Annotated in this window: 21 protein-coding genes and 1 tRNA gene; 14 read left to right on the forward strand and 8 right to left on the reverse strand. The window is 69.7% G+C overall.

The window, feature by feature from the left end; all coding sequences use genetic code 11:
* Together rsfS and ITJ57_RS09460 are read left to right on the forward strand one after the other, a co-directional pair.
* On the forward strand, positions 1-378 hold the full coding sequence (gene rsfS, locus ITJ57_RS09455; protein ID WP_056006609.1) for a ribosome silencing factor: 378 nt from the start codon (positions 1-3) through the stop codon (positions 376-378).
* Between the two features lie 106 nt (positions 379-484).
* Positions 485-557: transfer RNA gene (locus ITJ57_RS09460), tRNA-Ala, on the forward strand.
* Positions 558-627: 70 nt separating this feature from the next.
* Here ITJ57_RS09460 and ITJ57_RS09465 read toward each other — a convergent pair.
* Positions 628-1455, reverse strand: a complete 828-nt coding sequence (locus ITJ57_RS09465) for an aldo/keto reductase (protein WP_194669794.1) — start codon at positions 1453-1455, stop codon at positions 628-630.
* Positions 1456-1617: 162 nt separating this feature from the next.
* Between ITJ57_RS09465 and ITJ57_RS09470 the strand changes: the two genes are divergently transcribed.
* A complete protein-coding gene (locus ITJ57_RS09470; RefSeq protein WP_194669795.1) occupies positions 1618-3108 on the forward strand; it encodes a DHA2 family efflux MFS transporter permease subunit in 1491 nt (496 codons plus the stop codon).
* A 42-nt stretch (positions 3109-3150) separates the two neighbouring features.
* On the opposite strand, the gene ITJ57_RS09475 is transcribed toward ITJ57_RS09470, so the two are convergent.
* The 3 genes from ITJ57_RS09475 to ITJ57_RS09485 are packed head-to-tail and all read right to left on the reverse strand — an operon-like array spanning position 3151 to position 6148.
* The gene (locus tag ITJ57_RS09475; RefSeq protein WP_370582294.1) at positions 3151-4383 is read right to left on the reverse strand and encodes an FAD-dependent oxidoreductase; all 1233 of its coding nucleotides are present in this window, start codon (positions 4381-4383) and stop codon (positions 3151-3153) included.
* Complete coding sequence (locus ITJ57_RS09480) at positions 4305-5021, reverse strand: methyltransferase domain-containing protein (protein WP_194669797.1); 717 nt, start codon at positions 5019-5021, stop codon at positions 4305-4307. Before ITJ57_RS09480 ends, ITJ57_RS09475 begins: the two co-directional genes overlap by 79 nt.
* Positions 5021-6148, reverse strand: coding sequence for a type III polyketide synthase (locus ITJ57_RS09485; protein ID WP_194669798.1), 1128 nt, complete (start codon positions 6146-6148; stop codon positions 5021-5023). Before ITJ57_RS09485 ends, ITJ57_RS09480 begins: the two co-directional genes overlap by 1 nt.
* Positions 6149-6195: 47 nt before the next feature.
* Here ITJ57_RS09485 and ITJ57_RS09490 point away from each other — a divergent pair, with 47 nt between their 5' ends.
* Positions 6196-7062, forward strand: coding sequence for a UbiA family prenyltransferase (locus ITJ57_RS09490; RefSeq protein ID WP_194669799.1), 867 nt, complete (start codon positions 6196-6198; stop codon positions 7060-7062).
* Here the strand turns inward: ITJ57_RS09490 and ITJ57_RS09495 are convergent.
* Positions 7049-8218 (reverse strand): hypothetical protein, encoded by a 1170-nt coding sequence (locus ITJ57_RS09495; protein ID WP_194669800.1) that lies wholly within the window; start codon positions 8216-8218, stop codon positions 7049-7051. The genes ITJ57_RS09490 and ITJ57_RS09495 overlap by 14 nt on opposite strands.
* A 122-nt stretch (positions 8219-8340) precedes the next feature.
* On the opposite strand from ITJ57_RS09495, the gene ITJ57_RS09500 reads away from it, so the two are divergent.
* Positions 8341-9507: a glycoside hydrolase family 3 N-terminal domain-containing protein gene (locus ITJ57_RS09500; RefSeq protein ID WP_228507041.1), complete on the forward strand. Its 1167-nt coding sequence runs from the start codon at positions 8341-8343 to the stop codon at positions 9505-9507.
* Positions 9508-9612: 105 nt separating this feature from the next.
* Positions 9613-10167 carry a YceI family protein gene (locus tag ITJ57_RS09505; protein WP_056006583.1) on the forward strand — a complete coding sequence of 185 codons (555 nt, stop codon included), beginning with the start codon at positions 9613-9615 and terminating at the stop codon, positions 10165-10167.
* 63 nt (positions 10168-10230) lie between these two features.
* Here the strand turns inward: ITJ57_RS09505 and ITJ57_RS09510 are convergent, their stop codons facing one another.
* From ITJ57_RS09510 to ITJ57_RS09520, 3 genes are read right to left on the reverse strand one after another with little or no spacing between them, the layout of a single operon-like run.
* Entirely contained in the window at positions 10231-11271 is a 1041-nt protein-coding gene (locus ITJ57_RS09510) for an aromatic acid exporter family protein (RefSeq protein WP_194669802.1), read from the reverse strand.
* 11 nt (positions 11272-11282) lie between these two features.
* A complete protein-coding gene (locus ITJ57_RS09515) occupies positions 11283-12320 on the reverse strand; it encodes an App1 family protein (RefSeq protein WP_056006577.1) in 1038 nt (345 codons plus the stop codon).
* A gap of 59 nt (positions 12321-12379) precedes the next feature.
* The gene (locus ITJ57_RS09520; RefSeq protein ID WP_194669803.1) at positions 12380-13060 is read right to left on the reverse strand and encodes a DedA family protein; all 681 of its coding nucleotides are present in this window, start codon (positions 13058-13060) and stop codon (positions 12380-12382) included.
* 200 nt (positions 13061-13260) lie between these two features.
* Here ITJ57_RS09520 and ITJ57_RS09525 point away from each other — a divergent pair, with 200 nt between their 5' ends.
* The 8 genes from ITJ57_RS09525 (at position 13261) to ITJ57_RS09560 (ending at position 26388) form a co-directional block, all read left to right on the forward strand.
* The gene (locus ITJ57_RS09525) at positions 13261-14682 is read left to right on the forward strand and encodes a cytochrome ubiquinol oxidase subunit I (RefSeq protein WP_194669804.1); all 1422 of its coding nucleotides are present in this window, start codon (positions 13261-13263) and stop codon (positions 14680-14682) included.
* Positions 14683-14691: 9 nt separating this feature from the next.
* Positions 14692-15696, forward strand: a complete 1005-nt coding sequence (gene cydB / locus ITJ57_RS09530; protein WP_194669805.1) for a cytochrome d ubiquinol oxidase subunit II — start codon at positions 14692-14694, stop codon at positions 15694-15696.
* 9 nt (positions 15697-15705) lie between these two features.
* Positions 15706-17412 (forward strand): thiol reductant ABC exporter subunit CydD, encoded by a 1707-nt coding sequence (gene cydD, locus ITJ57_RS09535; RefSeq protein ID WP_194669806.1) that lies wholly within the window; start codon positions 15706-15708, stop codon positions 17410-17412.
* Positions 17413-17416: 4 nt separating this feature from the next.
* On the forward strand, positions 17417-19075 hold the full coding sequence (gene cydC, locus ITJ57_RS09540; RefSeq protein WP_370582295.1) for a thiol reductant ABC exporter subunit CydC: 1659 nt from the start codon (positions 17417-17419) through the stop codon (positions 19073-19075).
* A 140-nt stretch (positions 19076-19215) separates the two neighbouring features.
* The gene (locus tag ITJ57_RS09545; RefSeq protein WP_228506563.1) at positions 19216-20436 is read left to right on the forward strand and encodes an anthranilate synthase component I family protein; all 1221 of its coding nucleotides are present in this window, start codon (positions 19216-19218) and stop codon (positions 20434-20436) included.
* 114 nt (positions 20437-20550) lie between these two features.
* The gene (gene leuS / locus ITJ57_RS09550) at positions 20551-23112 is read left to right on the forward strand and encodes a leucine--tRNA ligase (RefSeq protein WP_194669809.1); all 2562 of its coding nucleotides are present in this window, start codon (positions 20551-20553) and stop codon (positions 23110-23112) included.
* Positions 23113-23237: 125 nt separating this feature from the next.
* A complete protein-coding gene (locus tag ITJ57_RS09555; RefSeq protein ID WP_228506565.1) occupies positions 23238-23939 on the forward strand; it encodes a helix-hairpin-helix domain-containing protein in 702 nt (233 codons plus the stop codon).
* A 22-nt stretch (positions 23940-23961) separates the two neighbouring features.
* Positions 23962-26388 (forward strand): ComEC/Rec2 family competence protein, encoded by a 2427-nt coding sequence (locus ITJ57_RS09560; protein ID WP_194669810.1) that lies wholly within the window; start codon positions 23962-23964, stop codon positions 26386-26388.
* Positions 26389-26395: the final 7 nt, after the last annotated feature.

The raw sequence follows: 26395 nt of genomic DNA on the forward strand, positions 1-26395 counted from the left end.
ATGACCCTGTCCGACACCACGCTGGACGCCGTCCAGCTCGCATCGACCGCAGCCGAGTCGAAGGGCGGCGAGGATCTCGTCGCGCTCGACGTCTCCGGGCCGCTGCCGTTCGTCGACGCCTTCCTGCTCGTCACCGGGCGGAGTGAGCGCAACGTCGTCGCCATCGCCGGCGAAGTCGAGGACCGCCTGAACGCGAGCGGCGTGAAGACGCTGCGTCGCGAGGGCAAGTCCGAGGGCCGCTGGATCCTGCTCGACTTCGGCGAGGTCGTCGTCCACGTCTTCCATGAGGAGGAGCGGATGTACTACTCGCTGGAGCGTCTGTGGAAGGACTGCCCGGTGATTCCGCTGGTGTCCTCGGCTCCGCAGCCCGCGAGCTGATCACCTCGTCGGTGCCGGCATCGAAAGTGGTCACAACCGCTCTCAAGATGTAGTAACCTATTCAAGTTGCTTCCGCTGAAACAGCAGGGGCGAGCAACGTGAATATGGGTCTGTGGCGCAGCTGGTAGCGCACCTGCATGGCATGCAGGGGGTCAGGGGTTCGAGTCCCCTCAGATCCACTCGAACACCAAGAAGTCCCCGTCAGCCGAACAGCTGACGGGGACTTCTTCGTTGGGCTGAGGCCCGAGGTCAGTTCACCTCGTCCGGGTGGCTGCCGACGCGCTTTCCCGAGTCGAGGGCATCGATCGCGGCGATCTCGTCGGCCGACAGCTCGAAGCCGAACACGTCGAAGTTCTGTGCGATGCGCTCGCGCGAGTTCGACTTCGGGAAGACGATCAGGCCGCTCTGGAGGTGCCAGCGGATGACGACCTGTGCGGGCGTCACACCGTGGGCCTCGGCAGCAGCCGCGACCGCCTGCTCACCGAAGAGGTCGTACTTGCCCTGACCGAGGGGGCCCCACGACTCGATGTGGATCCCGTGCTCGGCACCGAACGTCCGCAACTCGCGCTGCGCGAAGGCCGGGTGCAACTCGATCTGGTTGACCGCCGGGACGGTGTCGGAGTTCGCGAGGAGCTTCTCGAGGTGCTCCACCTGGTGGTTGGAAACGCCGATCGAGCGCGTCTTGCCGGCGGCCTTGATCTCCTCCAGTGCCAACCACGCCTCGAGGTAGTCGTCCTTGCCGGGGGTGGGCCAGTGGGTGAGGTACAGGTCGACGTGGTCGAGACCGAGCTTGTCGAGGCTCTCGTCGATCGCCGCGTGCGCGGACGCCTTCTGGTGTCGGTCGTTCCAGAGCTTCGTGGTGATGAAGAGCTCGTCGCGGGGGATGCCGGACTTCGCGATGGCGGCGCCGACGCCCTCCTCGTTCTTGTAGATCGCGGCGGTGTCGATGTGGCGGTAGCCGACCTCGAGTGCATCGGAGACGATGCGCTCCGCCTCCTGCGGGTCGACGAGGAAGACGCCGAAGCCGAGCTGGGGGATGGTGTGGCCGTCATTGAGCGTGATGATGGGAACAGTCATGGCTTCATGGTGGCACCGGAACCGCTCATGCGGAACGGGTCTTCGCCCTGCGCGTAACCGGTCGACACGCCTGGGAATACCCGCGGCGATCCGGTGCTTGTCCTTCCACAGGGCAGGCGTCTGCCCGGACGACGGCCGAGGCCTGAGAAGGATGACACCGCTATGACGACTGACACCGTGCCCAATCCGACAGGTTCGGTCCCGACCACCGGGAAGCCCTCAGCAGACCGCCTCCCGCCCGGGTCCAAACTCCTCATCGGACTGCTGCTCGTGTCGGCGTTCGTCGTCATCCTCAACGAGACGATCATGAGCGTCGCCCTGCCGCGGCTCATGGAGGACCTCGACATCACGGCGAGCTCGGCGCAGTGGCTGACGACCGGATTCATGCTCACGATGGCCGTGGTCATCCCCGCCACCGGGTTCCTGTTGGAGCGGTTCTCCCTTCGCGCCATGTTCATCACGGCGATGGTCCTCTTCAGCCTCGGCACGCTCATCGCCGCGCTGTCGCCGGGCTTCGGCACCCTGCTGCTCGGCCGCGTGGTGCAGGCATGCGGAACCGCCATCATGATGCCCCTGCTGATGACGACGGTGCTGAACATCGTGCCGGTGTCGGCTCGCGGCCGGACGATGGGCGCGATCTCGATCGTCATCTCGGTCGCCCCAGCGGTCGGACCCACGGTGTCGGGCTTGATCCTCAGCGTGCTCGACTGGCGATGGATGTTCTGGATCGTGCTCCCGATCGCGGTGGCCTCGCTGATCCTCGGCGCTCTGCTGGTGCGTAACGTGACCGAGCCGAGGAAGGTGCGGTTCGACGCGCTCTCGCTCGTGCTGTCCGCACTCGCCTTCGGCGGCCTCATCTTCGGGCTGAGCAGTATCGGGGAGTCGGCAGAGGGCCACGCGCTCATGCCGGTGTGGATCCCGCTGGCTGTCGGCGTCCTCGCGCTCCTGGCGTTCGTGTTGCGTCAGCGCGGGCTCGTCCGCGAGAACCGGCCGTTCATGGATCTGCGCACCTTCGCGAACCGCTCGTTCACCGTGTCGATCATCCTCGTCGTGATCGTCATGATGGCGCTCTTCGGATCGTTGATCATCCTGCCCATCTACCTCCAGAGCGTGCTGCAGGTCGACACGTTGACCACGGGGCTCATGCTGCTCCCCGGCGGGCTGACCATGGCCGCGCTCGCACCGCTCGTGGGGTCGTTGTTCGACCGCTTCGGGCCGCGTCCGCTGGTGATCCCCGGCGCCTTCGCCGTGAGCGCCGCCCTCTGGCTCCTGACGATGCTCGGCGTCGACAGCGCCATCGTGATGATCATCGCGGTCCACATGCTCCTGAGCGCCGGTCTCGCGTTCATGTTCACGCCACTCCTCACCTCGGCCCTCGGTTCCCTCCGAGCCGAGCTGTACCCGCACGGCAGCGCGATCGTCGGTACCGTCCAGCAGCTCGCCGGCGCAGCCGGGACCGCGGTGTTCATCACGATGATGTCCACGACGGCTGCCGCTCGAGCGGCGGCAGGGAGTTCTGCAGTCGACGCGACGGCAGCGGGTGTGCAGGCGGCGTTCCTGTGCGGAGCCGTCCTCTCGCTGCTCGCGGTGGGCGTGTCGTTCCTCATCCGGCGGACCGACCAGACCGCCTCGGGCGTGCACGTCGGTCACTGATGCGTCAACGGCGGCGGGCCGCGGATGCCGGACGCCGTCGGTTCAGCGCAACCAGCGCATCGTGTAGGCGTCGGCGAGCACCGGCATCATCGGGCCGTTGAGGGCGGCCCACAGGCCGAGGTCGCGGACGCCGACGAGGGGCGCGGGGATCGGGCGGCCCAGGCGCATGTTGAGCGCCGCCTGCCAGGATGCACGTCCGACCGCGCGCCGCTGCTGTTCGGCGGCGGCCGCGAACTCGCGCTCGAGCGTCCCTCGCCCGGTGACCGCGCGCGCGACCAGTGGCGCGAACACGCGGGCGTCCGCCCAGCCGAGATTCATGCCCTGGCCGCCGATCGGGCTGATCTCGTGCGCGGCGTCGCCCACGTGCACGATCCGTCCGTCGAGCACACGGCTCCGACGACGACTCCGCACCCCGAACGCACTGAGCATCGTGTTCGTCGCCGCAGCGGCCTCCTCGCCGGTGCGATCCGCGACGAGGGTCGCGAGGTCATCGGCAGTCGGCTGCGCGCCCGCCCCCTCGCGAGGGGACGTGTACCCGGTGTGGACGACATACCGGCGCATCCCGCGGGGGAGCGGGAACGACTCGACGACACCGTCACGATGCAGGTGGACCCGCGCGATGGGCCCGGCACCACTCCGGTCTGCGACGTCGCCCATGAGGTAGCGGTCGCGGTACCGGTGGATCGGTCCGGGATCCTCCGCTCCAGGGAACCCGGCTCGCCCACCGGCTGCGACGATGACCATGGTTGCACGAGCGCTCACAGGGCCGGAGGCGTCGGTCCCCTCGACGACGACCTCGTCCCCGACGGTGCGGACACTCGTGCACGCGGTCCCCGTCGACAAGGACCCCGGGGCGATGGACTCCAGGCGCGCACGGAGGATCCGCTCGGTCCGCCACTGCTCGAGCGCGGCGACATACGGGTGGGCGACCGGACGATCACGGAACACGACGGTGCCGAGTCGCCGACCGCCGCTCCACGCCTCACCCCGGTCGACTCGGACGGCGTCGACGCGGATGTCGTCGAGGACGCCGAGGTCGTCGAACAGCTCGAGGGAGGGCGGGTGGATCCCGATCGCCCGCGTTCCCGACGGAGGGTCCACCCGTCGCTCCCAGACCGTGACGTCGACGCCGTCCTGGGCGAGCAGGATCGCCGCCGCCAGTCCGACCGGTCCGCCGCCGATGACGAGCACCCCGGTCATCGGCGTTCGTCCGCCGTCGCGTCGAAGCGCCTCGACAGCAGCAGCCGCATGGGGAATCGACGCTCGACGACCCATCCGTCGGGGACGACCTCCTGGAGTTCCTGTTGCCGGTAGCTGCGGCGGATGGAGCGGAGCCCGTCGACGTGGAGGAAGGAACGCCGCCGTCCAGGAAGGGTGACGAGTCCGTACGCCGCGTACGCCAGCCGGTCCCGCTCCAGGTCGCTGTGCAGCACGAGGCCTCGGGCGATGGAGGCGCTGTCGGACAGGAGGCCGCCGAGCTGGGCCGCGTCGAGGTGGTGCAGGACATGGTTGGACAGCACGATGTCGACCTGATCGCCCCGGGCGACCAGGTCGCTGCTGTGCGCCGCTCGGAAGTCGACCGGTCCGTCGGCGTACCTCCGGCGCGCGAAGGCGACCGAGCGCTCATCGGGGTCGATCGCGGTGACCTGGGCCGGCAGCCCGTCGGCTCGCGCCCAGGAGGCGATGGCCGAGGGGACGTCACCGCCGCCGAACCCGATGTCGAGGATCGTCGTCGTGCGCGACGGGTCCAGACGAGGCCGGATGTGCGAACGGTAGAGCCCGCGCCAGCCCGAGACGAGCCGGTTCACGGTCGCGAACCGGGCATAGGTCGCATCGAGGAGCACGGGGTCGCACTCGGGGTCGTCCATGAGTTCGACGAGCTCCGTCGCACGCCGTGTGAGATCGGCCCGCATCAGGCTCCGCCGGCGTGAAGCCGGAGCAGCGCGCTCTCGATCGTGAGTCCTGGGCCGAACGCCAGCGCGCAGACGCGTTCGTCGACCTCGGGGCCCGCGCCGTCGAGGAGACGCTTCAGGATGAACAGCACGGTGGCACTCGACATGTTGCCGAAGTCGCGCAGTACCGCCCGCGACGGTTCCAGCAGCTCGTCGTCGAGGGCGAAGCCGCGTTGGACGCGGTCGAGGATGCTGCGACCACCGGGGTGGATCGCCCACCGGTCGATCGATGACACGTCGGCGTCGTCCGCCGCCGCGAGGAGTGGGCGCAGCGCGATCTCGAGGTGCTCGCCGATGAGTTTCGGCACGGCTCCGCTCAGGACCATCTCGAATCCGTGGTCGCCGATCGTCCAGGCCATCTCCGTCTCGCCGTCGGGGACGAGCGCTGTGGACCACCCGTCGAACTCGAGCACCGGAGCATCGGACGGGGCGGGGCGTGCCGATACGACGGCGGCCGCCGCGCCGTCTGCGAAGACGGAGGAGCCGAGGATCACGTCAGGATCGTCGGACGACCGGAGGTGGATCGAGCACAGCTCGACACACACCACGAGTACGACCGCGTCGGGATCGGCTGCGCAGAAGGCCTGCGCGGCACGCAGCGCCGGGAACGCGGCGAAGCACCCTTGGAAGCCCAGGTGGTAGCGCTCGGTGCCCGGATCGAGACCGAGGTCCCGGACGAGCAGGTACTCGGGCCCCGGTGCGAAGAAGCCGGTGCAGGACGCGGTCACGACGTGGGTCACGTCGGCCGTCGTCAAACCGTGTGCCTGGTCGAGCGCTCGCCTCGCCGCCTCCAGGAGGAGTGGGGGAGCGTGCTCGATGTAGGCGTCGTTCCGGAGGCCGGTCGGGGGTGAGCCGACGAGGCGCTGCTCGGCGTCGTAGAACGCAGCCGTGGTCGTCGGGACCTCATCGTCGAACGCGTCGATGACGGTGTGCCTCGTGTCGATCGCCGAGGCGTCGAAGGCGGCACCGATCAGTCGTTGCGCGAGGCGCGTCCTGCCGGGTTGATCACGGAAGACGTCTCTGATCTCGTCTTGATGGAGGATGGTCTGAGGAACGGCCACGCCGATCGCCCTCACGGAGACGGTCATGCTCCATTGTATCGCCGTCGTCCGGACGGCCACCCTAAGCTGAGGCGGTGTTCTCCACCGCCCGTCGTCTGTTCGCGTCCTCCCATCCCGGACCCACCGTCGCGGTCACCGTCCTGGCCGTCGTCCTGGCCTCCGCCGTCGGGGTCCACCCGCTCCGGACGGTGCTCCTGGCGCTGGTGGTCTTCGTCGGTCAACTGTCGATCGGGTGGTCCAACGACTGGCTGGACGCACGTCGTGACCTCCGGTCGGGGCGGTTGGACAAGCCCGTCGCGCGTGGTGACCTCAGCGTCGGGACGGTCCGTCTGGCGGCGCTCCTGGCCGGAGCCGCGAGCATCCCGCTCTCGTTCACCCTCGGCTGGGCGGCGGCGGCGGCACACCTGCTCTTCCTCGCGTGCGGCTGGGCCTACAACCTCCATCTCAAATCGACCGCGTGGTCGGTGGTCCCGTTCATCATCGGGTTCGGCGCGCTGCCGGCCGTGGTCACGTTCGCGGTAGTCCCGCCCATCCCGCCGGCCGGTTGGACCCTCGCCGTCGGCGGCCTGTTCGGCATCGCGATCCACTTCACGAACGCGCTGCCGGACCTCGACGACGATCTCCGGACCGGCGTCCGCGGGCTGCCGCACCGACTCGGAGCACGGACGGCTGGCAGGGCGGCGTTCGGGGCGCTCGGGCTGGCGGGGGTCGTTGCCGTGCTCGGACAGAGCGGCGTCTTCTCCGGGCGCTTGTCCGCGCCACCGCTCGTCGGCGTCATCGGAGCCGCCGGAGTCCTCGGGCTCGTGATCTGGGGGCTCGTGCTGGTCGGAAGCCGTCAGCCGGACCGGACCCTGTTCCGGCTCATCATCGGTGCCGCGCTGCTCGTCACGGTGGTCCTGGCCGTCGCGGGCACGAACCTCGGAGTCGTCAGTACCAGTTGACGGCTTCGGAGTGAGCCCACGCGCCACACGGTGAGCCGTACCGGCTGTCGATGTAGTTCAGGCCCCAGGTGATCTGCGTCGCCGCGTTGGTACGCCAGTCATCACCGACACTGGCCATCTTGCTGCCCGGGAGCGATTGCGGGATCCCGTAGGCCCCACTGGATTCGTTGTAGGCGTTGACCCGCCAGCTGGATTCGCGCGTCCACAGCTGGAGGAGACACTGGAACTCGCCGCTGCCCCAGCCGTACGCGCCGATCGCCGACTGGGCGTACGCCTTCGCGCCCGCCGGGTCGGCCGAGAGGTCCGGCGGCGGTGCACTCGTGGCGCCCTCTCCTCCGGTGGCCTCGTTGCGTCGCTGCTCCTCGGCGGCGATCGCCTCCTGGCTCTGGGCGTAGGCCTGCTCGACCGCGGCGGTCGTGTTCTTCAGGACGGCGAGCTGCTGGTAGAGCCGATCCCGATTCGCCTGCTGCTCCGCGACCGCGGCGTCGGCAGCGTCGCTCGCCGACTGTGCGGTCTCGTAGCTGGCGTCAGCGGCTTCCGAGAGTCGCTGACGTTCCGCTTCCGCGGCAGTGGCCTGCTCCGCGAGCGCGGACGCCGTGTTGCTCGCGGCGGTGGCGGAGGCGAGGTCTTGAGCCGAGGTCTCGCTCAACTTGCTGATCGCGCTGAGTTTCGAGAGCAGGTCGTCATCGGCGACGCCGGACAGGACGAGCGACAGCGTCGGATCGACGCCTCCGGTGCGGGTCATCTGCGCGATGACCGCCCCGGCCTGACGTTTGCTCGACGCCGCTGCCGTCGCTGCGGCCGTCGCCTGCGCACTGATCGTGTCGGCGACGGCGGCCTGCGCGTCGAACGCGGCTTTGGCCTCGCCTGCTGCTGCACCCTGGCGGACGGCTTCGTCGCCGAGCCTGGCGGACTCGTCGCGCAGCCCGTCGAGGAGGGACACGATGCGGTCGGCCTCGGCCTGGGCGGTCGATTCGTTCGACTTCGCAGCTTGGACGTCGTCCCAGCTCGGGTAGTCGGCGGTGCGGACCGCCGTCGGGCTGACTGCGGCCGCCGGACCGGCACACGACACCGCGATGATGACCGCGGCGCCGAGGGCGGCGGCTCGCGAGACGCCCCTCGAACGAGGCGATCGGTTCGTCAGCGGCTTGCGCATGCGTCCATCCTGGCTGTCACCCACGTAAGTGTAGCCGCCGAAGTCACATCCGTCACTCGTGCCACACCGACGACGACGTCCAGCCGCCACGGATGATCCGAGCCTAGACTCGCCCGGTGCAGATGGGACGGCGACGCTTCCTCGTCACCGGCGCCTCGGTGGCGGTCGGTGCGATGCTCGGCCTGTCCGCATGCACCGGCCCGCCTGCGCCCGAACGGTCGGGGCGTCCGCTGGCCACCGGGCCAGGCGCCGCGGAACTGCGCGCGGCGGCGGAACTGGCCTCGATGACGCTCGAGCAGCGCATCGCCTCCATGTTGATGCTGCACACGCCGGGCACCGATCCCGCTGCGCTCCGAGCCTTCGTCGAGCGCTACCGACCGGGCGGCTTCATCCTCATGGGCGACAACGTGCCGGGACTCGTCGGGTTGCCCGCGGTCACGGACGCCCTCAGCCCCGACCCCACCATGCCCCTGCTCATCGGCATCGACCAGGAGGGTGGCGACGTCCGTCGCATCGACGAGGACGTCGCGGCCGCGGCGGACACCCTGAAGTCCGAACCGCCGGAGGCGACGGAGACGGCGTTCACGGCGCGCGCGACCATGCTCGCCGCCGCGGGGTGTTCCGTCAACTTCGGCATCGTCGCCGATGAGACGGCCGATCCGACGTCGTTCATCTACGACCGCGCTCTCGGGACCACCCCCGACGCCGCTGCCGCGCGGGTCGCCGCGGCGGTCCGAGGAGAGCGCGGGGCGGTTCTCAGTACGCTCAAGCATTTCCCCGGGCACGGTCAGGCCCCTGGGGACTCCCACTCGACGGTCCCCACCACGACGCTGGGGCTCGAGGAGTGGAGGGCGAGCGACGCCGTCCCGTTCGCGGCCGGCATCGACGCCGGGGCCGAGGTCGTCATGTTCGGCCATCTCGTCTACTCGGCGGTCGATCCGGCGCCGGCGACGCTCTCGTCCGCCTGGCACGCGAAGCTCCACGACGGTCTCGGCTTCTCCGGCATGACGATCACCGACGACATGCTCATGTTGCAGCACACCGGTCTCCCGGAGTACCAGAACCCTTCGGAGAACGCGATCCGTGCGGTGGCGGCCGGTAACACGATGCTGCTCTACGTCCTGGGCGCGGACCCCTCCTCGACGGGGGTCGACCCCGAGGTGCTCATCGCCGACATCGCGGCGGCGGTGCGATCGGGAAGGATCTCGGAGGACGTGGTCGCCGAGGCGGCACACCACCTGTTGCGTGTCCGGCTGGGCCTTCCCGCGATGCGGCCGATGTCGTCCTGATGGCGTCGAGGAGAATTTCTCGGACACGTGGGAATAGCCACGATGTCCTTGCGTTTGAATAGAACGTGGCGCGAGCGCGCCGCACATCGACGCAAGGAGTACCGCATGACCGACACCCTGACGATTCCCGGCTACAAGGTTGGCACCTGGGAGGTCGACACCACGCACAGCGAGGTTGGCTTCAGCATCCGCCACATCATGGTCTCGAAGGTCAAGGGCAAGTTCGAGCGCTTCAACGCGACGTTCGTCACGCCGGAGAACCCCCTCGAGACGAAGGTCACCGCGTCCGCCGAGGTCGCTTCGATCAACACGAACCAGCCCGACCGCGACGGTCACCTCCGCACCGGCGACTTCTTCGACGCCGAGTCCTACCCGACGATCGACTTCGTCTCGACCGGCGCGCGCGCCAAGGGCGACGACTTCCTCGTCGACGGCGACCTCACGATCAAGGGTGTGACCAAGCCCGTCACCTTCACCGTCGAGTTCGGCGGCTTCGCGACCGACCCCTACGGCAACTACAAGTTCGGCGCGACCGCGACCACCAAGATCAACCGCGAGGACTTCGGCCTCACCTACAACGCGGCGCTCGAGACCGGCGGCGTGCTGCTCGGCAACGACGTCACGATCACCATCGAACTGCAGGCTGCGCACCAGGCGTAGTCCCAGGACGTCGACGGGCCGGTGGAGCATCGCTCCACCGGCCCGTCGTGGTTTCCGGTCGGCTCAGGTCGGCTCGCCGACGATCTCGTCACGGACCCGGCGGAGGTCCTCCATGAGCGATCCGATGAGGATCCAGTGCTGCGGGTGCGGTCGGTGGATCACCAGGGGTGCGGTGAGCGCGGGGAGCTCGGCGGTCTCGGTCGGGGGTTCGCGGGAGGTGGCACGGTCGTTCACGAGCAGTCGGAGGTCGTGCGCCGCGCGGCCGAGTTCGACGGCGATGTCGGCCACCGTCGGCTCCTCGTGCAGGGTCGGGTCGTCGTGATCGTGCACCGAGCGCGCCATGCCCAGCGTCCGTGTGACCACCGGCTCGAGACGACGCAGCAGCAGTCGTTGACGGTCCAGCTCATCACGGTGCCGCGATCGGCGCGGGTTGAGCAACAGGCTGTCGTCGCCCTCCTTCACCGCGGCGATAGCGCGGTCCCGCAGCGGCTTGAGCGCGCGGGCTTCCGTGAGGAGCGCGGCCAGCTCGGCGTCGGTGTTGGCCCGGGTGAGGGCGGTCGCGAGGCGGTCCAAGGTGTCGGCGCAGGCGAGCGCGAGTGCACCGACCGCTGCTCTGGCCGGCGCGAGCAGGACGGGGGCGACGAGGACGACGTTGACGAGCAGCCCGATCCCGGCACCGAGGACGGTCTCGATGATACGAGCGAAGGCGTAGTCCGGCGTGGCGGCGCCGATCGAGAGGACCAGCATCGCGCTGATCGGGATCTGGTTCGCGGAACCCGGCCCGAGGCGGAGCACCCAGCCGAGCAGGATGGCGACGACGATGGCCAGGAGCACGATCCAGGCGGAGTGTCCGAAGATGCTCCCGATCACGGTAGCGAGGACCACGCCGGTGATCACCCCGAGGCTCCGTTCGAGTGCCTTGCCGAACGACTGGTTGACGCTCGGCTGGACCACGAGGATGGCGGCGATGGCGGCGAAGACCGGCAGTTGGCCCGGGATGATCGAGATAGCGACGATCCAGGCGGCGATGGCGGCCAGCGCCGTCTTCAGCACCTGGAGCAGCGGGAGTCGCGACCGGGTGCGCAGGACGGGGACGACGGACATGAGGAGCGCCGTCAGAGCTTGCCGTGGAGCTGGTCGAGCAGTTCCGCGCCGTTCCCGGCGTACACCCAGGGCGCCCCCTCGTGCTGTCCACCGACCTTCGAGCGACCGCCGGCCAGCACCGCCTCACCGGGGGAGAGCTGACGGATCGCGACGGCGGCCACGCGGTCGGGGTGACGCTCCTCGAAACTGCGGTACAGCGACTCGTCGTGCTGCCCGTCGTCACCGACGAGGAGCCAGCGCAGCCGCGGGAAGTCCTCGGCGAACCGGTCGAGGTTGGTCCGCTTGTGCTCGCGTCCGCTCCGGAAGAAGCGGTCGTGGGTCGGGCCCCAGTCGGTGAGGAGCAGGGCCCCTGCAGGGTAGAGGTTGCGCGACAGGAAGCGGGTGAGCGTCGGGGCGACGTTCCAGGCACCCGTCGAGAGGTAGATGATCGGCGAACCCGGGTGCTCGCGAGCGGTCCGTTCCAGGAACACGGCCATCCCCGGTACCGGGGTGCGCGCGTGCTCGTCCAGGACGAAGGTGTTCCATGCCGCGACCAGCGGGCGGGGGAGCGCAGTGACCATCACGGTGTCGTCGATGTCGGACACGATGCCGAACTCGATGTCGTCGCCCACGATGAAGACGGGGGCCTCGACGGGGTCGCTGCCCTCGGAGCTCAGACGAAGGGTGTGCCATCCCGGGGTCAGCGAGACCTGGACCACCGCATCCACCACGCCGCCGCGATCGCCCGTGACCGTGTGGCGTCTGCCGTCGATCTCGACCTCGACCGTGGGGTCCGCGATGCTCAAGGCGAAGAAGCTCTTCCAGCCGCGCACCTTCTGCTGCGGTTTCACCGTGGTCTTGCCGGGTTCGGCCAGGACGACTCGCGCGAGGACCCGGATCCACGACGTCGAGCCGTAGCCGGTGAAGGGGATGATCGCCGCCTCGCGCCCGTGCCGCCGTGCGCGCCGCTGCCGGCGCAACTGGATGGCGTCCTCCATCCGAGCGGCGAAGTGCCGGATCTGTTGAGCGGCGTCGGAGGAGGCCGTTGGACGATCGTCGGGTGCCTTCACCCGTTCAGTCTGTCATGCCGGTGCGTCCGGTCAGCCGTCGAGGCCCGCGGACCGCGGGGTCACTCCGGCGTGGACGCTCCGCCCGGGGACGCCGGATCCTCCTGGTCGAGCATGTGCCGTTCCTCGCTCCGCTGGAGGAGCCGCTTGACGACGAGGACGACGACGGCGAAGAGCACGATGATGCCGACGAAGACGTATCCGGCCCAGTGGAGTCGCTCGGAGAGCTCACGATAGCTCCCGGCCGCCACCGCGCCGACCGAGACGTATGCGGAGGCCCAGATGACGCAGGCCGGCAGGGTCCACGAGATGAAGCGACGGTACGTCATGGTGCTCATACCGACGGTCAGGGGGATGAGCGAGTGGAGCACGGGGAGGAACCGCGAGACGAACACCGCGATACCGCCTCGCCGGTCGAGGTACCGCTCGGCCCTGGCCCAGTGTCGTTCCCCGATCCTGCGGCCGAGCCGACTCGCGCGGATGCGCGGACCGAACCAACGGCCGAGGGCGAAGCCGACGGATTCGCCGATGAGCGCACCGGCGATCACGACGAGGATCATCGAGATCCACTGCACCGGACCGGCCACAGCGGTGCTGGCCACGATGACGACGGTGTCGCCTGGGACGACGAGGCCCACGAGCACGGAGGTCTCGAGCATGATGCCGAGTCCGGCGAGGAGCGTGCGGGTGACGGGGTCGACGCTCTGCACCAGGTCGAGGAGCCAGCCGAGCACGTCGTTCACGGGTCAGAGCCTAGCTCTCGACCGGCGCCTGAGACTCTGAAAGCCCTGTGCACGACAGGCGACATGTGTGGTCTGACCACAGGCCGATTTTCGTGTACCATGGGGTTCGACGACACGGATCGAAGCCACGGGGATGACCGCCCCGATCGGGCCGCACCTGCGCCGCCGTCCCTGGATGCCGCGAACATGGAGTGTTCATCGTGAACGATCTTCTCGACCCGCTACTGCTGTCCCGTTGGCAGTTCGGCCTCACCACCGTCTACCACTTCATCTTCGTGCCGCTCACCATCGGCATGGCGGTGACGGTCGCCGGGTTCCAGACCGCCTGGGTCCGGACGGGCAAGCTGCACTACCTGCAGTTGACCCGCTTCTTCGGCAAGATCTTCCTCATCAACTTCGCCATGGGCGTCGTGACCGGGATCGTGCAGGAGTTCCAGTTCGGCATGAACTGGTCCACCTACTCGCGGTTCGTCGGCGACGTCTTCGGTGCGCCGCTGGCACTGGAAGGTCTGCTCGCCTTCTTCCTCGAGGCCACGTTCATCGGGCTCTGGATCTTCGGTTGGGACAAGCTCTCACCGAAGCTCCACCTCGCGACCATCTGGATCGTCGCCCTCGGCACGGTGCTCTCGGCCTACTTCATCATCGCCGCGAACGCCTTCATGCAGAATCCGGTCGCCTACCGGATCAACGAGGAGCGCGGTCGAGCCGAACTCACCAACATCTGGGAGCTGCTGACCAACAAGGTCGCCCTCGCCGCTTTCCCGCACACGATCTTCGCCTGCTTCATGGTGTCGGCCGCCGTCATCATCACCGCAGCCGCTTGGCACCTGGCCCGTGGTCAGCATGTCGAGATGATGCGTCCCGCGCTGAAGGTCGGCGCCTGGAGCATGCTGATCGCCGGTGGGGCCACCATGCTCGCGGGAGACCAGCTCAGCCTGGCGATGGTCGAGACGCAGCCGATGAAGATGGCCGCGGCGGAGGCGATGTACAACACCTCGACCGGCGCGGATGCCTCGTTCTCGATCTTCACGCTCGGCACCCCGGACGGCGTCCACGAGCTCTTCTCGATCCGGATCCCGTACCTGCTCTCGTTCCTCTCGACCCACACCTTCGACGGCACCGTGGAAGGCATCAACGACCTGCAGGCGCAGTACACGCAGCTCTACGGCCCCGGTGACTACTCACCGGTCATCTGGGTCACCTATTGGGCCTTCCGCTGGATGATCGGCCTCGGGCTCGCGTCGATGCTCGTGGCGGCCGCCGGCCTCTGGTTCACCCGGAAGGGCCGCGAGCCGAAGCGCTGGATGTGGCGGGTCGCCGTCTGGGCTGTGCCGATGCCGTTCCTCGCGATGACGATGGGCTGGGTCTTCACCGAGATGGGCCGTCAGCCCTGGATCGTCTTCAGCCTGCTGAAGACCGAGGACGCCGTCTCGCCGAACACCACCGGTCTCGACGTGCTGATCTCGCTCATCGCCTTCACCGTCGTCTACGGCACCCTGCTGGTCGTCGAGTTCGGCCTGTTGAAGAAGACCATCATCGCCGGGCCGGACGCCATCGAGATGTCGCCACCCGACGACGACGGCGTGCAGAAGCCCGCTGCCCCGGCAACCACGGTCTACTAGGAGCGCATCATGGACCTCACGATTCTCTGGTTCTGGATCATCGCCGCACTGTTCGTCGGTTACTTCGTGCTCGACGGGTTCGACTTCGGCGTCGGGATGACGATCCCCTTCCTCGGGAAGGACGAGACCGACCGCCGGATGCTCATCAACACCATCGGGCCGGTCTGGGATCTGAACGAGACCTGGCTGATCGTCGCCGGCGCGAGCCTCTTCGCTGCCTTCCCGGAGTGGTACGCGACCCTGTTCAGCGGGTTCTACCTCCCGTTGCTGTTCATCCTCCTCGCCCTCATCGTCCGCGGGGTGTCGTTCGAATACCGGCACCAACGTCCCGAGGCGTCCTGGAAGCGGCGGTTCGACCTCATGATCATCGTGGGATCGGCGCTCCCGGCCTTCCTCTGGGGTGTCGCGTTCGCGAACATCATCCAGGGCGTGCCGCTCGACGCCGACCACAACTTCACCGGCACCCTCTTCACCCTGCTGAACCCGTACGGGATCCTCGGTGGGCTCACCACGTTGGTGCTCTTCTTCGCACACGGGGCCGTCTTCGCCTCGCTGAAGACCGAGGGTGAGATCCGGGAACGCGCTCGTCGCCTCGCAAGCCGTGCGGGGCTCGTCGCGATCGTGTTGGCCGCCTCGTTCCTCGGATGGACCGTCCTCGCGCACTTCTCACTGCCGGTCCTCATCCTCGCGGCGGTCGCCGCGGTGTCGCTCATCAGCGCCTGGTTCGCGAACAGCCGCGGGCTCGAGGGACGAGCCTTCGCGCTCATGGCGGTGACGGTCGCCGCTGCGGTCCTGACCCTCTTCACCGCGCTGTTCCCCGCCGTCATGCCGGCGAGCAACGACCCCGCGAACAGCCTGACGATCGCGAACGCGTCCTCCACGGAGTACACGCTCACGGTGATGTCCTGGACGGCCCTGATCTTCCTCCCGCTCATCCTCGCCTACCAGGGGTGGACCTACTGGGTGTTCCGGAAGCGCATCACCCGTCAGCACATCGAAGCGGCCGCGCACTAACCTGTCATCGTGCGCCCCCTCGATCCGCGACTGCTCCGCTATGCCCGGGGAGCCAGGTCGGTCCTGGCCCTCGGCGCGGTCATCGCCCTCGTGCAGACCGCGTGCACGCTCGGCTTCGCCTGGTTCGTCGCCCAGCTGGTGTCCCGCTCGATCGCCGGCGATCCGATCGACGAGCTGCTGCCGTCGCTGTGGCTGCTGATCGGCATCGTGGTCCTCCGGTCGGCATCGGTCCTGGCTGCGGACGCCGTGAACGCCCGCGGCTCCGCAGTGGTCCGGAGCGAGTTGCGGCGCGCCCTCGTCGGAGCGTTCGAGACGCTCGGTCCCGGCTGGGTCTCCCGGCGGAACTCAGCGGCGCTCACCACGGTGGCGGGCCGTGGCTTGGACGCGCTGGACGCGTACTTCGGCCGATACGTGCCGCAGCTCATCCTCACCGCCATCGCGATGCCGATCATCGCAGTGGTCATCTTCCTGCAGGATCCGATCAGCGGGATCACGGTCGTCGTGACCCTTCCGCTCATCCCCGTCTTCATGATCCTCATCGGGTTCGCTACGCAGGCGGTACAACGACGCCAGTGGGACACCCTGGCGCACCTGTCGCGCGGATTCCTCGAACTCGTCGCCGGCATGGCGACCCTGAAGCTCTTCGGTCGGCAGCATCGACAGGTGGCACGGGTCCGGTCGGTGACGGAGGAGTACCGCATCGAGACCATGAAGGTGCTGCGGTTCTCATTCATGAGCGGGTTCGCCCTCGAACTGCTCTCCAGTCTCGCCGTCGCCGTCGTGGCCGTCGGCATCGGGCTCAGGCTCCTCGACGGCTCGCTGCTCCTCGGCACCGGGCTCTTCGTCCTCATCCTCGCCCCGGAGGCCTTCCTGCCGCTGCGGAACGTCGGCGCGAACTACCATGCCGCGGCGGAGGGGGTCACCGCGGCCGCAGAGGTCTTCGAGATCCTCGACGAGGCGGCGGTGCTGTCCACGCACGCCACCCCGAGCGGGCCCGCGCGGTCGGTGTCGACGGCGGGTCGCCGGATGGAATCGGCCCCGGGCCTCGTGCTCCACGGGCTGGGCGTCCGGTACGGCGACCAGGTGGTGCTCGACGCACTCGACGCCTCCTTCCCCGCCGGGACGATGACCGCGGTCGTCGGGCCCAGCGGCGCGGGGAAGACGAGCATGGCTTCGGCGATCCTCGGCTTCGTCGAGGTCGGCGGAACGATCCGGCATGACGGCGTCGAGGTGGCGCCGACGCCCGCGGGCCGACGTTGGTTGTCCTGGGCAGGCCAACGCCCCGCCCTCATCGCGGGAACCGTCCGCGACAACGTGGCGCTCGGCGACGAGACGCCCGACGACGGGCTCATCGCCGGGTCGCTCTCGAAGGTCGGATTGGCCGCGCTCCCGCTCGAGCACCCGATCGGCGCGGTCGGCGACGGGGTCAGCGGTGGGCAGGCGCAGCGGATCGCGATCGCGCGGGCGCTGTATCGTCTGGCGCGCACCCCAGCCGACGCCGGGACGCCTGTCCTACTCCTCGACGAGCCGAGCTCGGCGCTCGACTCCGCGTCCGAGGCGCTCGTGATCGACGCCGCGCGTGAGGCCGCCGACGCCGGAGCGGTGGTCATCGTCATCACCCACCGCCCCATGATCAGCCAACGCGCTGACGCCGTGTTGGAGATCCCCGTGCGTGCCTCGCGCACCCAGGATGAGCCGGCGGTGCTCCATGGATGACCGCGTGAAGCAGATCATCCGCCTGGCGCAACCGCCGGCGCGAAGCTTCCTCCCAGGGCTCCTCGCCGGCATCCTCTCCGCCGGAGCGGCCGTCGCCCTGCTCGCCTCCAGTGCGTTCCTCATCACCAAAGCTGCCGAGCAACCGTCCATCGTCGAGCTCGGCGTCGCCGTCGTCGGCGTCCGCGCGTTCGCCCTCGCCAGGGCGTCGTTCCGGTACCTCGAACGACTGCTCAGTCACGATGCGGCCTTCCGCCAGTTGTCGCAGTTGCGCGCCGGAATGATCGAGCGGGTCATCCCCGTGGCTCCGGACGGCCTGCAGGTCACCGGGCGAGGGGATCTCCTCACGCGACTCGTGACCGACGTGGACGAGCTGCAGAACGTGCCGTTGCGGGTCGTCCAACCGCTCGTGGTGTCGGGGGTCATCGCCGGCGCCGCGGTGATCCTGACGACCGCGCTGCTCCCCGCCGCGGGGATCGCCCTGGCGGTGTGCCTCATCGCCGCGTTCCTCGTGTCGTGGCTGCTGGTCAGTCGTGTGGCCGCGCGAGCCGAACGCGACCTCGCCCCGCTGCGCGGCGCGCTGTCGGAAGCGCTCCTGGACCTCGTCACCGGCTTGGACGTGTTGACTGCCTACGGCGCCGTGGGGGCCGCACGGGCCAGGATCGAGCAGGCGGACGCCGCGCTGACGCGGGCGATGGTCCGGCGGGCGGCCGGAGCCGGCGTGGCCGGGGCCGTGCTGGCGCTCGCCTCGGGCTCGGCCGTCGTCGCTGCGTTGTGGGCGGGCATGCCGGCCCTCGGCGCGATCGGCGGACCCGCGCTCACGGTGGTCGTGCTCGTCCCGCTCGCCGTGTTCGAGGTCTGTTCGATGGTGCCCCTCGCGTTCGGCGCCTGGCGCGAGGCGGTCGCGAGCGCTGAACGGGTGGCGGACGCGGTCCCGAGCACCCGCCCCGCGGAGATCCCGGACGAGGATGCCGGCGTCGCCGAGCTGCCGGTGTCCGACGGGGTCCTGCTCGAGGTCGAGCACTTGAGCGCGCGCTGGCCAGGCGATGCGCGGCCCGCCCTCGCCCCGATCAGCTTCCGGCTGTCGGCGGGGGACCGCCTCCTCGTCGAGGGCGACAGCGGCGCGGGGAAGACCACGCTCGCTCATGTGCTCGTCCGCTTCCTCGAGTACGAGGGCCGGTATCGCGTCGGCGGTGTGGAGGCCCGCGAGATCCGAGCGGACACGCTCCGTGAGACGGTCGGCCTCGTCGAACAACGACCGTTCCTGTTCGACGCCGACATCCGCCAGAACCTGCTCTTCGCCCGCGACACAGCCGATGATGCAGCGCTCGAAGCGGTGTTGGAGCGGGTCGGGCTCTCGTCCTGGCTGGCGGAGCGCGGCGGACTCGACCGACCGGTCGGGGAACAGGGGGCGCTCGTGTCGGGGGGACAGGCGCAACGGATCGCCCTCGCTCGGGCGCTGCTCCGCGAGTTCCCCGTGCTCGTCCTCGACGAGCCGACGGCCAACGTCGATCCCGAACGGGCGAACGCGCTCCTGGAGGACCTGCTCGGTGCCGCGGGTTCGGACGGCCGCGCCGTCGTCGTGATCTCCCACACCCCGGTACCGGCAGCGCTGGTGACCGACCGACTCCGGATCGTCGCCCCGCCGCTGGCGACGTTCGGGTGATGCCGTCGTCCCGGGGGCGCCGACAGCTCGTGCTGCCGAGCTGGTGTGAGCCGGAGGACGTCTTCCGCCGGGTGTTCGGAGACGAACCGTGGGCGTGCTGGTTGGACTCAGGGCAGGGGGCCGAGACGGGCGTCAGCCTGATGGGCAGAGGCACGGAGCGGCTCGTCGCCGATGCGGTGCTCGGCACGGTGGAACACGTGAGTGTCGCGTCGCGGTCGACCCTCCGTCGCGGTTCGCTCTTCGATTCCCTGCGCGCGCTCCGTGCAGACGTGCCAGGGGATCCGGGCGACTGGGTGGGGTGGTTCGGCTACGAGTTCGGGGCCGGACTCGTCGGCGCACCGGCTCGGGAGACCTCCCTGCCCGCTGCGCTGATGCTGCGTCTCGACGACCAGGTGCGGTTCGACCATGCGGCACGGACGGTGACCGTCTCCTCGGCGGATCCCGAGTGGCTCGCGTGGGCGGCGGAGCGCGCACAGGACCGGTCGCCGTTGCCGCCGAGGGTGCCGGAGGCCGGCGGGGTCTGCCTGCCGCGCCACGTGGACCGCGCGTACGTCCGGCTCGTCGAGGCCTGCCAGGAGCACATCAGGCGCGGCGACGCCTACCAGCTCTGCCTGACGAACACCCTCCGGGTCGACGGCGTCCACGATCCGCTCGCCGCCTACCTCCGTCTCCGGGAGATGAGCCCGACCCACCACGGCGGTCTCCTCCGCTTCGGGCAGCTGTCCCTCGCGAGTTCCTCGCCGGAGCAGTTCCTCGACGTATCCGCGGACGGCCGGGTGCGGACCAGACCGATCAAGGGGACACGTCCGCGCGAGGCGGACCCCGCGGCCGACGCGCGGCAACGCGCGGAGCTCCTCGCCAGTCCGAAGGAGCGGGCGGAGAACCTCATGATCGTCGACCTGATGCGCAACGACCTCTCCCGGGTGTGCGAGCTCGGTACGGTCGCGGTCACCGCCCTCCATCAGGTGGAGAGCTACCCGCAGGTGCATCAGCTGGTGAGCACCGTCGAGGGCCGACTCCGGGCTGGGCTCGACGCGCTCGACGTCGTCGAGGCCGCGTTCCCGGCCGGCTCCATGACGGGCGCGCCCAAGCGGCGAGCCATGGAACTGCTCCACGACCTCGAAGCGGGACCACGCGGCGTGTACGCAGGGGCCTTCGGGCTGCTGGCCGCGGACGGATCGCTGGATCTGGCGATGGTCATCCGCTCCATCGTCATCGATCCGCACGGCGCATCGGTCGGCACCGGTGGCGGTATCACGGCGCTGTCCGTTCCCGAGGAGGAGCTGGAGGAGACCTGGACCAAGGCTGCCGCTCCGCTGCGCGCTCTCGGCGTCGGGCGGCCGGGGCCGGAATCCCGGTAGGCTTGACCGTTGGACGGAGCGCCGCCGCGCGCTCCAACCCGACCATCCTGCGGCCGAGCGCCGTGCGAGCGACCCACGGGTTCCACCCCAGCACCTGCAGTGATTGAGAGTGACGTGTCAGACGAGCGCAACCCCGAGGACCGCCGCGACGGCGAGCGGTACGACTTCCAGGCGATCCAGGAGAAGTGGCTTCCCGTCTGGGACGAGCTGAAGCCCTTCGCCACCGCCGATCCGGCCGACAAGCGTCCCCGGAAGTACGTCCTCGACATGTTCCCCTACCCCTCCGGCGACCTCCACATGGGCCACGCGGAGGCCTTCGGCTTCGGCGACATCGTGGCGCGCTACTGGCGTCACCAGGGCTTCAACGTGCTGCACCCGATCGGTTGGGACTCCTTCGGGCTCCCCGCTGAGAACGCGGCGATCCAGCGCGGGGTCGACCCGCGCGAGTGGACCTACGCCAACATCGCCCAGCAGAAGGCGAGTTTCCGCCAGTACGGCCCGTCGTTCGATTGGGACCGTGAGCTGCACACCAGCGACCCGGAGTACTACCGCTGGAACCAGTGGCTGTTCCTCCAGCTGTTCGAGAAGGGCCTCGCCTACCGCAAGGCGAGCCCGGTCAACTGGTGCCCGAACGACCAGACGGTGCTCGCCAACGAGCAGGTCGTCGACGGCCACTGCGAGCGGTGCGGCGCCGAGGTGACGAAGAAGAAGCTCACCCAGTGGTACTTCCGCATCACCGACTACGCCGACCGCCTGATCGACGACCTCAACCAGCTCGAGGGCACCTGGCCGTCCAAGGTCCTCAGCATGCAGCGGAACTGGATCGGCCGGTCGAACGGTGCCGACGTCGCGTTCAGCATCGAAGGCCGCGACGAACCGGTGTCCGTGTACACGACGCGCCCCGACACCCTGTACGGCGTGACGTTCATGGTCGTCGCACCCGACTCGGAGTTGGCCGCTGAGCTGGTCGCCGACGCCTCCGACGAGGTCAAGGGACGGTTCCAGTCCTACCTCGACAGCGTCAAGGGTGAGAGCGAGATCGCCCGCCTGGCGACCGACCGGCAGAAGACCGGCGTCTTCCTCGAGCGGTACGCCGTCAACCCGCTGAGCGGGGAGCGTCTGCCGATCTGGGCCGCCGACTACGTCCTGGCCGACTACGGACACGGGGCGATCATGGCGGTTCCCGCGCACGACCAGCGCGACCTCGACTTCGCCCGCGCCTTCGACCTGCCCGTGCGCGTCGTGGTGGACACCACCCAGCCCGTGACGGGTGCCATCCCGATCATCGTCGACGGTGAACTGCCGGAGGACCTGCCGTCGATCGACCCCGCGAAGACCGGCGTCGCACTCACCGGCGAGGGACGCCTGACGAACTCCGGCCCCTTCGACGGCCTGAGCAAGTCGAACGCGATCCCGAAGGTCACGGCCGCGCTCGCGTCGAGCGGTCTCGGCGCGAAGACGAAGAACTACCGGCTGCGCGACTGGTTGATCTCCCGGCAGCGCTACTGGGGGACGCCGATCCCGATCATCCACTGCGAGGCCTGCGGTGAGGTGCCGGTGCCCGAAGACCAGCTGCCGGTGCGTCTGCCGGACGCCGCCGGGCTCGACCTGCGTCCGAAGGGCATGAGCCCGCTCGCCGCGGCGGAGGACTGGATCAACGTGGACTGCCCGTCGTGCGGAAAGCCTGCGAAGCGGGACTCCGACACGATGGACACCTTCGTCGACAGCTCCTGGTACTTCCTGCGGTTCCTCAACCCGACCTCGGACGAGATCGCGTTCGACCCCAAGGAAGCCGACAAGTGGGCTCCGGTCGACCAGTACGTGGGCGGTGTCGAGCACGCCATCCTCCACCTGCTGTACTCGCGGTTCATCACGAAGGTCCTCTTCGACCTCGGCAAGGTGGGCTTCACCGAGCCCTTCAGCGCCCTGCTCAACCAGGGCATGGTCATCCTCGACGGCTCCAAAATGAGCAAGAGCAAGGGCAACCTCGTGGAGTTCGCGCAGGAGCTGCGGTCCTACGGCGCCGACGCACTGCGGGTCACGATGGCGTTCGCCGGACCTCCGGAGGACGACATCGACTGGGCCGACGTCTCACCCGCGGGTTCGGCGAAGTTCCTGGCACGCGCATGGCGCGTGGCGCACGACGTCACCAGCTCGCCCGACGTGGCGTGGAAGGACGGCGACGAGAAGCTGCGCAAGCTGACGCACCACTTCCTGGCCGAGGCTCCTGGGCTCATCGAGGCCGGTAAGTTCAACGTCGTCGTCGCTCGGCTCATGGAGCTCGTGAACGCGACCCGCAAGGCGATCGACGGCGGCCCCGGTGCCGGCGACCCTGCCGTGCGCGAATCCGCGGAGGTGACCGCCATGGCGCTCGACCTGTTCGCGCCGTTCACCGCGGAGGACATGTGGGCGAAGCTCGGGTACCAGCCGTCCGTCTCGCTGGTTCCGTGGCGGAAGGCCGACCGGTCGCTCCTCGTCGAGGATCAGGTGACGGCTGTCGTCCAGGTCGACGGTAAGGTCCGCGACCGCCTCGAGGTGTCGCCGAAGATCTCCGGCGAGGAGCTCGAGCAGCTCGCTCGCGCCAGTGCGGCCGTGCAGCGTTCCGTGGGTGACCGCGAGATCGTCAACGTCGTGGTGCGTGCCCCGCGCGTGGTGAGCATCGCCACGAAGGGCTGACGCGGTTCGGGGCGGGTCTCTCGGCTCGCCCCGAGCCCGCTCCACAAGGACCTCGACGGTGCGCTCCAGGCGCGGAGCGAGGGCGAGCGACGGGGGAGGTGTGCCCCGACTCGTAGCGTTCGAGGATGACCAGCGATCAGGCTCCCGCATCCCCGCAGATGCCGTCCGTGCGTTCATCGGTGCTTGCACGCCTCCGACGACGACCACGGCCCGAGTTCCGAGCCGGAGCCGCCGTCGTCCTGGTGATCGCGGCCCTCGTCGTCGCGATCGTGGTGTCGACGCTCAGTTCGGGTGGCGCGGTCCGGACCGTCGGCGGCGCGGAGCTGTCGGCCGACACCGGCTCGGCGCCCGCGTCCTCGCCCGGCGTCACGGCTCCGTCGACGGCCACCCCCGGTGAACTCTACGTCCACGTGCTCGGAGCCGTCGCCGCTCCCGGCGTCTATCGGCTTCCGGGTGGTTCTCGTGCCTTCGACGCCGTGGCGTCCGCCGGTGGGCTCCTGCCGGACGCCGACACGACCGCGGTCAACCTCGCGCGGTTCGTGAACGACGGGGAACAGTTGTACGTGCCCGTTGTCGGCGAGACGTCGGCCGGGGGAGCCGCGAACGGTGCGGGCGCTGCGAGCCCGTCCGGTGGGCAACTCGTCAATGTGAACTCCGCCTCGGCCTCTGAGCTGACCGCGCTTCCGCGCATCGGTGAAGCACTGGCGGAGCGGATCGTGGCCTGGCGCGAGGCCAACGGTCCGTTCGCGACACTCGACGATCTGAGTGCGGTGGAGGGCATCGGGACGAAGACGCTGGAGGGGTTGCGTGCTGCGGCCACCGTCTGACGCCACCCGCGGTCACTGACCCGTGGGTGAGCGGAATGGTGCCGCGTCGCCGTGGCCGCGGATGCTCGTCCCCGCGGTGGTCACGTGGATCGGGGCCGCGATCTGCTGTGGGATGCCCGGCGCGGCATGGGGCACGGCACTGGTCGCCTTCCTGACCGCGACGCTCTGCCTCATCTGCGCCGTGTGGATCCAGCGGCGTGGAGCCGAGGCCGCGGCTCATGCCGACGGCGCGGGGCCGAACAGGGCGACGATGCTCCTGCTGGGAGCGTGTTGCGCGGCGACGCTCGGCCTCGTCGCCGCCTCCGTCGCCGCGCACGCGCCCGACCGCAAGCCGACGGCGTTGCAGGCGCTCGGGTCCGCCCAGGTGAGCGCCGAGGTCATGGTGACCGCTGACGCGGTCCCGTCGGGTACTGCCACCACGGGGTCGTCAGTCCGGTTCGCCGCCGACCTCGTGTCGGTGTCGCACGGACGGGTGCTGCAGGGGTTCTCAGTACCCGTCCTGGTGTTCGCGCCGGCTGATGCGGAACGGTCTCCGCGGGTCGGAGAGCGGTGGCGGATCAGGGGAGCGTTGCGATGGAACGCTCCCGGCGATGCGCGCGCTGCGTTGGTGTTCGTGCGCGAACCGCCGACACGGCTGGAGGAGACCCCCGCTGCTCTCCGCTGGTCGACGTCGCTCCGGTCCGGGCTCATCGAGCTCGCCGGCTCGCTTCCCGGGCCGGGTGGTGAGCTCCTACCCGGTCTCGCCATCGGCGACGTCAGCAAGGTCGGCGACGAGGTGACCGGCTGGATGCAGCAGAGTTCCCTGTCCCATCTGACAGCCGTGTCCGGCGCGAACTGCGCCGTCATCGTCTGGTTGATCAGCTCGGCGGTCGCGGCGGTCGGCGGAGGACGGGCGCTCAGGATCACCTGCGCGCTCCTCGCGCTCACGGCGTTCGTGGTCCTCGTGACGCCGCAGCCGAGCGTGCAGCGGGCCGCGCTCATGGCCGCGTTCGTCCTGCTCATGGGCGGCTTCGGACGACCGCTCAGGGGCCTCGCCGCACTGGCCCTCGCCGTGATCGTGCTGCTCGTGAACGATCCGTGGTTGGCAGGGCAGTACGGATTCGGCCTGTCGGTGCTCGCGACCGGCGGGCTCCTGCTGCTCAGCGGTCCACTCACGGACCTCCTCGCCCGCTGGCTGCCGCGACGGATCGCGGCCCTGATCGCGATCCCGGCAGCCGCGCAACTCGCCTGCCAGCCGATGCTCGTCCTGCTGGATCCGAGCATCCAACTCGGCGGTGTCCCGGCCAACCTACTGGCCGGTCCGGCGGCCGCACCGGCCACGTTGCTCGGGCTCCTCGCCTGCCTCCTCGCTCCGGTGTCGACGCCGCTCGCGCTGTCGGTCGCCTGGCTCGGGTGGGTACCGGCGAGCTGGATCGCCGCGGTCGCACGGTGGTTCGCGGGGATCCCCGCCGCCCGCGTCCCGTGGCCGGAGGGACCCCTGGGCGTCGTGCTCGTCACGATCCCGACGTTGCTCATCGCCCTCCTCCTCCTGCGTGGGCGCGAGCTTCCGGCCCGATGGAGGAGGGCGGTCGTCATGGTGGTGGTGGTGTCACTGGTCGTGTTGTGCGGTCGAACGGTGGGGGTCGGTCTCGGCACCGCCTTGCACCGCCCAGGTGACTGGATGGTCGCGGCCTGCGACGTCGGACAGGGCGACGCCGTGCTGCTCCGACAGGGTGGTTCCACCGCGCTGGTCGACGTGGGACCGGACCCGGAGCCGCTCCGGTCCTGCCTCGACGGACTGGGCGTCACACGGATCGATCTGCTCGTCCTCACGCACTACGACCTCGACCACGTCGGCGGGCTCGAGGCCGTCGTCGGCCTGGTCGACCACGCCCTCGTCGGGCCGGTGGGCGATCCCGCCGACGAGCGCATCGGACGGGCCCTGCGAGACGCCGGCACGGACGTCCGGCAGGCGGCGGCCGGCGACCAGGGACTCCTCGGCGATCCGCAGACCGGCGCACCGTGGCGGGTGCTGTGGCCGGACCCTGTGGCCGGTGGCATCGAGCCGGGTAACGACGCGAGTGTGGTGGTCCGGTTCGACCTCTCGGCCGCCACGGTCCTGCTGCTGGGCGATCTCGGTGCCGAGGCACAGGAACGTCTCCTCGGTCGACACACCCTCGGACAGCCGATCGACGTCGTCAAGGTCTCCCATCACGGGTCGGCCGATCAGAGCGAGCGTCTCGCCCGGGCGATCGCAGCGGGGGTGGCGCTCGTGTCGGTCGGTGCCGACAACGGCTACGGGCACCCGACGCGTTCCGCCTTGGACCTCTACGAGGGCACGGGCGCAGAGATCCTGCGGACGGACGAGTCGGGCACGATCCTGCTCGGACCGGGGGAGGCCGGAGCGTTCCGGGTCTGGTCGGAACGTGCCGGGGCCGCCGACCCGACCGGCGTCGGCGGCCGCCGGTAGACTCGGA

Source organism: Plantibacter sp. VKM Ac-2880 (assembly GCF_015351235.1).
Classification (GTDB): Bacteria; Actinomycetota; Actinomycetes; order Actinomycetales; family Microbacteriaceae; genus Plantibacter.

Bases quoted from the DNA above. Each gene is read 5' to 3' on its own strand.
- ITJ57_RS09545 (WP_228506563.1), top strand. From the start codon at position 19,216: ATGGGCAGAGGCACGGAGCGGCTCGTCGCCGATGCGGTGCTCGGCACG.
- cydB (WP_194669805.1), top strand. From the start codon at position 14,692: ATGGACCTCACGATTCTCTGGTTCTGGATCATCGCCGCACTGTTCGTC.
- ITJ57_RS09475 (WP_370582294.1), bottom strand. From the start codon at position 4,383: ATGGGTCGTCGAGCGTCGATTCCCCATGCGGCTGCTGCTGTCGAGGCG.
- ITJ57_RS09465 (WP_194669794.1), bottom strand. From the start codon at position 1,455: ATGACTGTTCCCATCATCACGCTCAATGACGGCCACACCATCCCCCAG.
- ITJ57_RS09555 (WP_228506565.1), top strand. From the start codon at position 23,238: ATGACCAGCGATCAGGCTCCCGCATCCCCGCAGATGCCGTCCGTGCGT.
- ITJ57_RS09505 (WP_056006583.1), top strand. From the start codon at position 9,613: ATGACCGACACCCTGACGATTCCCGGCTACAAGGTTGGCACCTGGGAG.
- ITJ57_RS09470 (WP_194669795.1), top strand. From the start codon at position 1,618: ATGACGACTGACACCGTGCCCAATCCGACAGGTTCGGTCCCGACCACC.
- ITJ57_RS09500 (WP_228507041.1), top strand. From the start codon at position 8,341: ATGGGACGGCGACGCTTCCTCGTCACCGGCGCCTCGGTGGCGGTCGGT.
- ITJ57_RS09510 (WP_194669802.1), bottom strand. From the start codon at position 11,271: ATGTCCGTCGTCCCCGTCCTGCGCACCCGGTCGCGACTCCCGCTGCTC.
- ITJ57_RS09480 (WP_194669797.1), bottom strand. From the start codon at position 5,021: ATGCGGGCCGATCTCACACGGCGTGCGACGGAGCTCGTCGAACTCATG.
- ITJ57_RS09485 (WP_194669798.1), bottom strand. From the start codon at position 6,148: ATGACCGTCTCCGTGAGGGCGATCGGCGTGGCCGTTCCTCAGACCATC.
- ITJ57_RS09495 (WP_194669800.1), bottom strand. From the start codon at position 8,218: ATGCGCAAGCCGCTGACGAACCGATCGCCTCGTTCGAGGGGCGTCTCG.
- rsfS (WP_056006609.1), top strand. From the start codon at position 1: ATGACCCTGTCCGACACCACGCTGGACGCCGTCCAGCTCGCATCGACC.